The sequence below is a fragment of the Shewanella sp. 10N.286.45.A1 genome (assembly GCF_041470405.1).
In the GTDB taxonomy this organism is placed as follows: Bacteria; Pseudomonadota; Gammaproteobacteria; order Enterobacterales; family Shewanellaceae; genus Shewanella.
In genome coordinates this window covers 1-10,859 of the sequence record NZ_JBFRMK010000012.1, presented here as the reverse complement: position 1 = coordinate 10,859, position 10,859 = coordinate 1, and the positions used below count along the sequence as shown (strand labels likewise).

Below are 10,859 nucleotides of genomic sequence, written 5' to 3'. Positions count from 1 at the left end.
GGAAATTGGTATTACAAAAGGTTGCCTGTGCGGCTGAATGTCTTAAACCGTTACGGAGAGTCTTAGTGCTGAGTAGCTGTGGTGAAGTTAGCAGGAAAAGTGCAGCGAGGGATAGGGAGGAGTCGTTTACGAAAGAGCAGTAAGCTCACCTTAATCAGTAAAACTATAAGGTGAACCGTTTAGATAGGTGGGGCGAATGATTAAAATCGTGCTTGCCAAAACTCGTCGAAGCCGATCTTATCTACTATGGCGCCTTTATGTTGAATAACATAGGCGGCAGATTGTGCTGCCATGTTGATAGCCTCGAAGTCATTGATGTCATTGAGCTTCGCGCCTAAATATACCCCATTGAATGAATCTCCCGCCGACGTAGTATCAACCACGTGCTTAACGGGGCTGACTTGTATCTCTTGGGGGTGGCCATCGTTTAGGCTTTGGGTAACCACAATCAGTGATGCTGGTCCGTTTTTGATGATTAGTTCCGTGATAGGGTAAGGAGCCAAAGAGTCGATAACTCCTTGTGCTGTGTCGATGGCGAACAATTGCTCAAAATCGTCTACTCCTGGTAGAACTGTTGATGCTTTTGCGAAGGCTAATTGGAACTGAGCTTTGGCTTCGCCTGGGCTTGACCACATTCTAGGGCGATAATTGGGGTCAAAGACAATCTGTACGCCCGCTTGTATTAATTGGTCAACCATATGCCAAAAGCTTGCTCGGGCATTCGGTTCAATGACGGCGATAGAGATCCCCGAAAAGAAAAACATATCGCCTTGGCTAAGCTGAGCGATGGCAGCATCATTGATATGCTGCATAATCTGGCGAGCTGCTGAGTTTTCTCGCCAATAGGTAAAACTACGCTCGCCGTTGTCATCGAGATCGATAGCATAAAGCCCTGGCGCTTTGTTTTTAGATTGAAATACCAGATCCGACTGAATATTTTCATCTTTAAAACATGTCATCATGTTCTGACTAAACCTGTCTGTGCCAACGACGGTGACTAAGTGAACATTGGTTTTTGGAAACGCCCGCTTAAGATACACCGCAGTGTTATAAACATCGCCGGCGAAAGATTGCTTCATGGTATTCATCGAGGTATTCATTAACTCAATCATACATTCGCCAAGTAAATAAATGTTCTTCATTAACGGGTCCCTATCTGTTTAAAACTCTAAATTTAACTGCCAATGTTCACTCAATATCGTTGTTTAGCGCTTGCAAACTGGCGCTATTTTAGGGATCAGTATCCATACAGCAGCAATTGCAATAACGGCTAACGAAGCGCCAATAACAAACGCTGGGGTATAGTTACCATCAGCGGTTAAGTAGGGCACGAGCGCCGTTAACCCCAAGGCGCCTAGTTTGGCGGCCATGCCAGATAAGCCTGCGAGGGTACCCACCGCCTTTTTACCATATAAGTCACTGGGTAAAGTCTGCACATTACCAATAGCGGTTTGAAACCCAAATAAGATCACTGCCATAATCAGCACGGCTGTGGTGGGGGCACCAGGATCAGCCATTGCAAGCAAGGCGGGTAGCATGATCAGGCAACCTAAGGTGATTGTGAATTTTCGCGTGCGGTTTACACTCCAGCCGGCTTTGAGGCGATTTTGAGCGAGTAAACCACCACACCAAGCGCCTAACATTGCGCCGACATAGGGAACCCAGCCGTAGATACCAATCGATTTAACATCCATACCATAAACTTCATTAAGGTAGATGGGGATCCAGAAAACAAATAGCCACCAAATCGGGTCGATTGCTGCAGAGGCAATAATCACGCCCCAACTTTGTTTATGGCATAACAGCTCTTTGGTCGTTGGGTTGTATTCTTTGGCATCGGGTTGTTCCTCAGGAGTACATTTTTGTCCCGTGAGGATGTATTCGCGTTCTTCTTCAGTGATCCATGGGTGAGATTGAGGCGGTGCTTTAACTAAAATTATCCATGGGATAAGCCATAACAGACCAATTAAACCGATAAGAATAAACACCATTTGCCAGCTGAAGTACACGGTCATATAGGCGATAAGTGGGATAGACACGATGCCGCCGATGGCCGCACCAGAATTGAAAATTCCCTGTGCTAAGGCGCGTTCTTTGGTTGGAAACCAATCGGCGTTGCTTTTTGCTGCACCTGGCCAGTTTCCGGCTTCAGCCACACCTAATATGGCTCTGAAAATTGAGAAACTTAATACCCCTTGGGCAAATGAATGGGCTGCGGTTGCCAGCGACCAAACGCCAATTGATAACACAAAACCCAACCGGGTGCCGAGCCAGTCAAAGATTTTACCAAAAATGGCTTGGCCAAATGCATAGGAAAAAATGAACACAATGGAGATGTTGGCATAAATTTGCTTACGTTCCAGTGTTGTTTTATCTGGAAAAATCTCTTCGACGATATCTGGCCAAAGCACGCTTAAGGCAGAACGATCGATATAGTTGATCACGGTGGCCAGGGCGATGAGCAAAATGACCCACCATCTTAAATTAGTCATTTTCATGATGCGGCCTCAAGAAAGTCTTCGCGCGCTGGACTAAAAGTATCGATTAATATTCCACCGGTAGGACATGTTGCGCCATGGTCTGTGTGAGGCGGGATCATACAACTGTCACCGGCCCTTAAAATTTGGGTTACGCCATCAATGTTAAAGTGAAATTCACCTTCAACAACGTAAGTCACTTGAGAGTGTCTATGGGCGTGGTTGTAACCAATAGCGCCTTTTTCAAACCATATTTTTACCGCCATGAGTTCATGATTGTACCCAAGCATTTGACGCTTTAGGCCGCCACCGATATCTTCAATTTCAGTTTCATTTCCAAAGGAAAAATGTTTACTTTGCGTCATTTTGACTCCCGCTGAGTAATGTCTAATAACTGGTATCTATCCGCGAAGCGATATGGCTTGTCGTTATAGTAAAAGCTATTCAGGTTTGACGTTTTAAGGTTATTTTTAGTGTGGTTAGATTGTGCTTTATCTGAGATTGCCAAGACGTACTGCTTGATTTCACCGCTGTGAGTGGCCAAAGAGAAGCCGATGACATTGACATCGTCTTGCTTTTGAAATGACAGTGAACGTACATTGCTGGTGGCGTTTAAAGTGTATTCGGCCGACGGGTTATATTCACCGTGGGGCTCAATTACACTGACAAAACGCTGATTTTTGGCTTGAGCCACCCGTTGGATAAAGCTATTTTCTGTGCGTAAATTAAAGTTTGGATCATTGGCTCCTAGCTGAGTAAACAGCATTTCTACGTTACCGTCAGTAATACTGCTGTGAGTGTAGAAGCGACCATTGTCGTTGAGCCAAGTGACTTGATTGATAGGTGGTTGAGCGGTGTTTGCATTTGTCGCTGATTTCGCTCGCAACCACAAGTGTTGATATCCCGCTTGAGTGCCAAGCGGCTTGAGCTCAGTTGTTGCTGCAATACGCTTAAAATTGGTGTCAATTAGCTGCCCTTGGTAGTGCACGGGCAGATCATATTGGTGTTCATCATTGCTTTTAACATCAACAATATCAAACACCAAAGGAACAGGGCCTTGTGGTAAATCGATAGTCGCTAATGCCATGGTTCGGGTGATCTCTATGCCCTCATATGCAGTGGCAATATTGGCCGAGGCGAGTGTCACTTTTGTGTCACTAAAATAGTAATTAATGCTTGGGTGGTTGCTGTTGCCAACCTTGACATCGGCGTCAAAGTGACTGGTTTCATCTGCAACTAGGGTGTTGTGGGCAATAGTTTGCTTTGCCCAAGTTTTGTTTTCTGGTAAGTAGCGGCCACCAGCTTTGGCTTCAATGTTTAAAAATCGCGCCGCGCCGTAGTCGGAGATAATTTCATTGCCGCCATCATAAAACTGCCAAGTGAGCTTATCAAAATGGCCATGGCCTAATCCTTGTGCGGTGGCTTTAAATACCACGCTCGGTTGGCTAGGCGTTGAGTGGCGCATTACCACAAGTGCCCCCTCATCGGCGTGCTTACCATCGGTAAATAATCGTGAGCTAAACGGGTAGTGTGTGGCGGTATTTGTTGCTATCGCCTGTGCGAGCTTTAATCCATCCCCGGTTAATAGAATGGTATCTTGTTGCTTGGCGATATCGACCAAATTGCTGTCGGCGGTTAATCCATATGCCATGCTAACGGCAATAACCAACTCCATCGTATCGATGCCTTTACTTTTAATGGCGTCGTTCAGTGGGAAGAAGAGACCGTTGTAGCTTAACTCTATGGTGCTATAGATGGCTTTCAACAGGATGCCATCTCGGTATTCAAAGATCTTTCGTTCAGGCTGGTTTTGCTGTAACGCTTTAGCAAAAGTCACGAATGGCAATAATGCATAGCGTTGATAATAAGGGCCTTCGTTATAATAGCCATCAGGGGAGAACAGCTCATCTAGCTGGCGTAGAAATCCGCCTTTACCCGACTTTTCTAAATCATAAAGGGCGATATCCACTAAGTGAGGTCGATTAAGGACAAAACCTGTCATGCCGACGGCTGCGGTGGCCCAAGTGCCGTGGTTGTGTACCTTATTAAAGGTGTGTGGAGATTCAACCGACAAAAAGTGAGCGACTGGCAACAATAGATTTGACTCAATACTATCTATTTGTGCGGGAGACAGTGTCTCTACAATAAAGTCATAGGCTTGTATTGTGTACACTAGCCAAACCGCCTCATTTAACCCTTGCCAAAACAGTTTGCCCTCATTACTGCTTTTGCGTTTGGGGTGGCGAGGTAGTGTTGGATAGAGCGTTGCATACTGCAACAGCATGTCACGAACAAAGTCAGCGTATTTAGGATCTTGAGTGAGTTGATACATCATTCCTGCATCATACATATGCTGATAGTTTTTCTTGTGTCTTTCGTGGGTGTAACCGCCTCCGGCATCTGTCGGGGTGGGTACATCAGTAGCTTGACCGATAAAAGTGTCGACACTGGCCTTTTTAGCAATAAATGTTTGCTGGAATAACCCTGGCTGCTCAATCGCTTCGCGCATAGTGTCGACATCTTGCTGATTGACGACCAATGTTGGGTGGTTGAGCTTCGCAGCCTGAGCGCTTAGCGGCAAGCTCATCACTATTATCACTAGGGCGTTGAATATATTTAGTTTTGGTAGGTATTTATAAGTCATGATGATTATTTATGGCCGTTAGAAAAGGTTGTCGTGTTATTACGGATCACAGCGGTACTTGTGCCAACGGCATAGAGTTCGGCAACTTGCGGTGGCTGAGTATCGATAAATTGGTTGTCAGTCAGCACAGTGATGGGCTCACCCGTGGTGTGTTCAATATTAATACCAGCGCTCTGTGTGAAGCTGTTGCCTCTGACACTTGCCACTTGAGTACCGTGTAAGTACAAACTTGCTTTTTGCTTGTTACGCTTGCCATTACCGACACTCGTTAGTTGGTTATCGTTGAAAATAAGGTGGGGGCCGAAGGTGCTTTCATCAGTGCCGCCACGATACAATTTAACCAGTGCGCCTTTGATATCAGTAAATTGGTTATTTTCGATGGTAAGGTATTCGGCGTTGTAAATACCTAAGTCGTCGCGCTCTTTATTGAGTCTGAATAGATCGCCGCTGATATGACTAAATCGATTATTGGCAATGGTGATATCTCGGGCAAATGCGCGTGCCCCAGAATCAAAGAAATGAAATGAGTGGTTGATGTCTAGCTGACTAACATCACTATCTAACAAGCTAAATCGGTAGTTGGTTAACATGCCCCATTTGCTCGTTCTCACGACAGTATTGCCAGCCGAATCTAAACTGTTTTCTCCAGATATCGTTAACCCGGCCAATTTTAAACTTCCGCCATTTTGAATTTCAAATAAGGTTGGTCGGCTAAAAGTCAGTGTTGCTTGCTTGGACTGCTCAGACACAATACTCAGGGTTTTATTGATTTTGATGACTTTTTCAATTGCATAGTCACCGGCAGTCAAAACAATGGTGTCACCAGCGCTTGCAGTTTTAACAGCTGCTACTAATCCATTGCTGTCACTAACGGTATGGGCTTGGCCCGAATCAAATGCCACTTCTGGTTCGCGTTTCGGATACCAATTAACCCCTGTTGCGTCTTTAGCTATCGGGGTGAGCTGCTTGCTAGCACCGAAAGTTTCGTTGTGTTCGTTTGCCGAATAAAGCAAGCCATTACTGGCACGTTCAAGTGATAGCTCGTCCGCTTTAATCCCTTGTTTTATGGGGTTATTATTTAATTGGTTGGAGAGGTTGTCAGCAAACTCAATACCACTGATATCATCAAAGATTGAAAACGGGGCTTGTGAATTACGGTTAACAAAAAGGTTGTGACTAAACTGTGAATTTAGTGGAATGGCAGAGCGCTCTTTATCACTGCCAGCAGCAAGGTGTATGTGGTCAACGTCGATAAAGCTGTTATGGCTTACATTGGCGTTAACGACTTGGTGATAACGGTTGATAGGCGAGTTAGGTACACCATTCATCACAGTCAACCCACTGCCAAAACGGTAGCCTTTTAGCCCTTCTAAATAGTTGTTTGTAACGCTCTGGTCGCGATTGATTACCCGGATCCCGCCAGTGTGATCAACACCATTGCCAATAAATACGTTCTCACTAATGTTATTGCCGTTGCCGTGGCGCATTGTTAGGGTGCCGCGAGACTCAAAGAAGGTGTTGTTACGTAGAATATTCTTACCAGATTTAACCGAGATAATTTCCACTTCCCCATCGCAACGGTCAAAATAATTGTTCTCTACAACAGTGAATGAGTTGCTCATTGAATAGTGGCTGGTACCAATGCGCAGTGTTTCGCCGCCATTGGAGCCCAATATAGGGCGAGGGCCGAAGTAGTTATGATCAATTCTATGGTGATTTTCTTGGCTTGCAGCGGTGTTGAGTTTTACTGCTAATGTGACCCCTTTATTTCGCTTTCCCACTAAATGGTTATGGTCGAATCGATTATGCTTGCCATAAATCGACACCCAAGAATCCGATTCATGGCGATCGGGGTTGTTGTAGTTGTCAATTACCACCTGGCTAACACGCGAATGGTTAGCAAGCTGATTTTTTGAAGTGCGAAAAGCAATGACTTCATTGCTTGGGGTGAATCCATCTTTAAAAACCAGACCTGAAACATGTAAGTACTTGCCGGAAAGTTTCAAATTGGATTGACCGGTTAGGATAACTTGCCCCTGGGTTTGGGCTGACAGTGATACGGGAGCATTTTCGCGACCATTGCCAGTAAACACAATCTCAAAGTCAGCCCAAATGCCATTGGCAAGAACGACATTATCACCGGCGGTGAGCTTGCTGACCGCTTGGCTGAATTCTTGTTGGTTAGTTACGGTGTAGGTTTCGGCATAAAGTGAGGCTGAACTTATACACGCCGCAATAAAGAGGGCGGTTTTAACTAAAACAGAAAGTGAAACCAATTTTCGTGTTAGTAGACTGTCAGCTTGATGATTTAATCGCATGAAAAATCTCTTTATTATTGTTGTCTGAGTAACCAACCTCACTGAGCCATTGGGCTACAGCTCGACCTATTAATCGTGATGCAGTAACTTAGTTGTCGACTTATCGTTTGTTTACTAGTTGTTATTTCTTGTGGTTAATTCAATCTAAAATAAACAAAAAATTAACAGTGGTTAGACACTAACCAATTGCTATTATGGTTGTCAACCGATTTGTGTTACCAATTTTGAGGTGATTTGGATTTATAGTTATTACCAATATTATTTGTTTTGGGCGGTGATTTGAGCGTGAAGTTGCAATGTTTCTGATGAAATAAAGCAAAATTCGGTTTGCGTTGGTAATGTAAATCGATATTATGGACTGTATAGAAATGTAAATGATTTAACAGTCTAAGGACTAGGTATGAAGAGTCGGCGTATGTTTTGGCGCATAGTTGATGAGATTGAAACATCTATTGTTAACGGTGAATATGCACCTGGTAGTCGTTTGCCGCCGGAAAGAGAGTTAGCTGAGAAATTTGATGTGAGTCGCCCGACAATACGTGAGGCGATTATTGCGTTAGAAGTTCGCGAGAAGATAGAAGTTAAAACAGGTTCTGGCGTATATGTCTTACATTCAGCAGCGACATCGGACCCGATGAGTAAGGTTAATGCTTTCGAACTGACCCAAGCTCGCGCGTTGGTTGAAGGTGAAATTGCCGCACTTGCAGCGAAAACGATAACCGCACAAGAGCTTATCGAATTAAAGAAAACACTGACGATGATGGAAAACAGCTCATATGTTGAAGAAGCAGATGAAATGTTCCATCAGATTATTGCCGGCGCTACCCGTAACAGTGCTTTGATCAATTCTTTCCAGAATCTGTGGGCACTGAGAACCTCTAGTCAAGACATTATCGTTGATTACAACAGCGTGTGTAGCAAGGATAACCAAAAGACGTTGGATGAGCATACTGCCATTTATGAAGCGCTGATGGCCGGCGAAGCGTCGTTAGCTAGGCAAGCAATGCATAGTCACTTTAATCGACTTATCAATGTGTTATTTGACACCGTTGAAGCACAAGCATTAGAAGAAGTTAGACGTAAAAATAGTGAAAAACGCGATTTATATTCGATCAATAACTTAGTCAATCGAACCGCAGAGTAAATTGCGTTACTGATGATGCTATTGGGTTAGCCTTGAGTATTAATAAAGTGATCATTAGGGGCTGTTGATCTTTCACGGTTTTTTTGCCTGCCCTAAGGTTAGCTTAGGGTGAGACGGACAATCTAATTAAGGCCATCAGTGATGATGGCCTTTTTGTTATAGAGGTTAAACTGCAAGCTCGACTGACTTGCGCAAAGCAGGTTTATCGTTACTTTTTGGCGGGTACAGGACGAAGATCTAATTCAGATTGTGCCATTAGGTAAGCAAACTGAGCGTAAGCTGCGACGTTTTGTTTAAGTGCATCGGGCTCAATTTTATCTAACGTATCATTGGGTGTGTGGTGGTAATCAAAGTAATCTGTACCATCTTGCCTTAACGAAGCGACAGGAACCCCTAGTGAAGGTAGTATTGAGATATCAGGGCCGCCTGAGGCTTTGTTAGTGCCTAAAACAACGCCATTGTTGGTCATGGGGGCTGAAAGGGCTAATAGTTGTGGGTAGGCGCTTTCACTCGCTCTAAAATCAACTTGATAGATACGGCCAGCTCCGAAATCAGACTCCGCAGCGATATAATGATTATTCAGCTCCGCTTGGTGTGCTTTTGCATAAGCCTTACCACCGACCAGCCCAACCTCTTCAGCTGCATATAATACAACTCTTATCGTTCTAGTGGGTTTTGTGGGCAGATCTTGAATTAGTTTTCCTGCGGCGGTGACAATACCCACGCCTGCGCCATCATCTATGGCGCCAGTACCTTCATCCCAAGAATCTAAATGAGCACCAATCAGCACTATCTCTTCTGGTTTACTGGAGCCAATGACTTCAGCTATAACGTTGTATGAAGTGGCAAAGCCTTGGTTTTGAGATGAAAGCTGCAAGTTAATGGTAATATTGCTATCACGCTTTAACATTGCGTTGATCAAATCCGCATCAGGACTAGACATAGCAGCAGCTGGAATTTTAGCCACGCCCTCTTTATATCTCATCATGCCTGTATGAGCCATACGGTCATGATCGGTGCCAATAGAGCGGATCATGACCGCCACAGCGCCTTTCTCTGCTGCTGCCACAGCCCCTCTAGAGCGACCACCTACACTTTTTCCATAGCCTTTACCGGTAATGTGACGCTCAGTGATATGATCAATAAAGACTATTTTTCCTTGTACCTTAGCAGGCTCTGCAAGTTTTAGAGCCGCTAAACTGTCGAAACGAATGATACTGGCCTCAATACCATTTTCAGGTGTTGAGACACTGCCGCCTAGAGCGGTGATCACCAGTGGTTGAGGAAAAGGGGCTACGATAGAAGCTTTGGCGTCTCCTCGGTGCCAGACGGGCACCTGTACTGCTTCTTTATAAACTTTATCAAAACCAAGTGAGTTAAGTTTTGACTCTGCCCACTGCACAGCAACAAGATCTTTATCGCTGCCAGCAAGTCTTGGCCCCACTTCAACGGTTAATGACTCGACCAGTTCGTAAGCAAGATTTGAGCTTAATGCTTGCTGTTGAAGTTGCATGGAAACTGCCTCATTTGAGCTGTTTATTTGTTGAGTTTGGCACCCCAGCAAACTGCTTAAAAAAACACCGGCGGCAAGTTTGAGATAGATACTTTTCATGAGTTTCCTTTGTTTTTATTACTTATGTCCCATTTTTGAAAACAATCTAGCAAAAAGTGTGCTTCATGTCCCGACTATATCTGTAAGGCAACGCTATATTAGGCCGTCGGTTTGTTTTAGGAGAAATAGCTCGTAATGAATATAGAATTAATGCAGCAACGAGCAGACCATGCCGTTGTATTGTTGAAGGCGATGGCTAATGAACGTCGTCTGTTTATCCTGTGCTATCTTCTTAACGAAGGGGAGATGTGCGTTGGTGAAATGAACAAGAAATTGGGATTGAGCCAGTCAGCGCTTTCGCAGCACCTTGCGTGGTTGCGTAAAGACAATTTAGTTGAAACCCGCAAAGAAGCTCAAACAGTATATTACTCGTTAAAAAGTGATGAAGTTGCTGAGATTATTAAGCTACTTAATAATATTTACAGCGAAAGCTTACAAACGGTAGCGTAATAGCATTAAAAAGAAGAAAGCTAAGTTAGGTTTTCTTTTAATGTTAACGTTTCACTAGTTGTAAAAAAATAGAGAGGATATCCTCTCTATTTTTTTGTCTGAAATTTGTAATACCAAGTGCATTAAAAATTGACCATACAGCGTTTTGCCAATTTTTTACCTTAGCCGCACTACGTGAGGCGCTCAATCTTTCCACCTCTGCTTTGCATTGGCT

General features: G+C 44.2%; 8 protein-coding genes. 2 read left to right on the top strand and 6 right to left on the bottom strand.

All coding sequences use genetic code 11. The annotated features are described in order from the left end of the window. Positions 1-200: 200 nt before the first annotated feature. The 5 genes from AB4238_RS00795 to AB4238_RS00775 all read right to left on the bottom strand — a co-directional run bounded on the left by AB4238_RS00795 (position 201) and on the right by AB4238_RS00775 (position 7,439). The gene (locus AB4238_RS00795) at positions 201-1,142 is read right to left on the bottom strand and encodes a sugar kinase (protein ID WP_372030652.1); all 942 of its coding nucleotides are present in this window, start codon (positions 1,140-1,142) and stop codon (positions 201-203) included. 63 nt (positions 1,143-1,205) lie between these two features. After that, complete coding sequence (locus AB4238_RS00790) at positions 1,206-2,498, bottom strand: MFS transporter (RefSeq protein ID WP_372030651.1); 1,293 nt, start codon at positions 2,496-2,498, stop codon at positions 1,206-1,208. Continuing rightward, complete coding sequence (locus tag AB4238_RS00785; RefSeq protein WP_372030650.1) at positions 2,495-2,842, bottom strand: cupin domain-containing protein; 348 nt, start codon at positions 2,840-2,842, stop codon at positions 2,495-2,497. The genes AB4238_RS00790 and AB4238_RS00785 overlap by 4 nt, the downstream gene beginning before the upstream one ends. Continuing rightward, complete coding sequence (locus AB4238_RS00780; protein ID WP_372030649.1) at positions 2,839-5,121, bottom strand: heparinase II/III family protein; 2,283 nt, start codon at positions 5,119-5,121, stop codon at positions 2,839-2,841. Before AB4238_RS00780 ends, AB4238_RS00785 begins: the two co-directional genes overlap by 4 nt. A 5-nt stretch (positions 5,122-5,126) precedes the next feature. Next, positions 5,127-7,439, bottom strand: a complete 2,313-nt coding sequence (locus AB4238_RS00775) for a chondroitinase-B domain-containing protein (protein WP_372030648.1) — start codon at positions 7,437-7,439, stop codon at positions 5,127-5,129. 400 nt (positions 7,440-7,839) lie between these two features. Between AB4238_RS00775 and AB4238_RS00770 the strand changes: the two genes are divergently transcribed. Then, positions 7,840-8,583, top strand: coding sequence for a FadR/GntR family transcriptional regulator (locus tag AB4238_RS00770; protein WP_372030647.1), 744 nt, complete (start codon positions 7,840-7,842; stop codon positions 8,581-8,583). A gap of 208 nt (positions 8,584-8,791) precedes the next feature. Here AB4238_RS00770 and AB4238_RS00765 read toward each other — a convergent pair whose 3' ends face one another. Beyond that, the gene (locus tag AB4238_RS00765) at positions 8,792-10,195 is read right to left on the bottom strand and encodes a M20/M25/M40 family metallo-hydrolase (RefSeq protein ID WP_372030646.1); all 1,404 of its coding nucleotides are present in this window, start codon (positions 10,193-10,195) and stop codon (positions 8,792-8,794) included. 135 nt (positions 10,196-10,330) lie between these two features. Between AB4238_RS00765 and AB4238_RS00760 the strand changes: the two genes are divergently transcribed. Next, on the top strand, positions 10,331-10,645 hold the full coding sequence (locus AB4238_RS00760) for a metalloregulator ArsR/SmtB family transcription factor (protein WP_020913760.1): 315 nt from the start codon (positions 10,331-10,333) through the stop codon (positions 10,643-10,645). Positions 10,646-10,859 lie beyond the last annotated feature (214 nt).

Coding starts and splice junctions, on each gene's coding strand:
- AB4238_RS00790 (WP_372030651.1), bottom strand. CDS start 2,498: ATGAAAATGACTAATTTAAGATGGTGGGTCATTTTGCTCATCGCCCTG.
- AB4238_RS00785 (WP_372030650.1), bottom strand. CDS start 2,842: ATGACGCAAAGTAAACATTTTTCCTTTGGAAATGAAACTGAAATTGAA.
- AB4238_RS00765 (WP_372030646.1), bottom strand. CDS start 10,195: ATGAAAAGTATCTATCTCAAACTTGCCGCCGGTGTTTTTTTAAGCAGT.
- AB4238_RS00770 (WP_372030647.1), top strand. CDS start 7,840: ATGAAGAGTCGGCGTATGTTTTGGCGCATAGTTGATGAGATTGAAACA.
- AB4238_RS00780 (WP_372030649.1), bottom strand. CDS start 5,121: ATGACTTATAAATACCTACCAAAACTAAATATATTCAACGCCCTAGTG.
- AB4238_RS00775 (WP_372030648.1), bottom strand. CDS start 7,439: ATGCGATTAAATCATCAAGCTGACAGTCTACTAACACGAAAATTGGTT.
- AB4238_RS00760 (WP_020913760.1), top strand. CDS start 10,331: ATGAATATAGAATTAATGCAGCAACGAGCAGACCATGCCGTTGTATTG.
- AB4238_RS00795 (WP_372030652.1), bottom strand. CDS start 1,142: ATGAAGAACATTTATTTACTTGGCGAATGTATGATTGAGTTAATGAAT.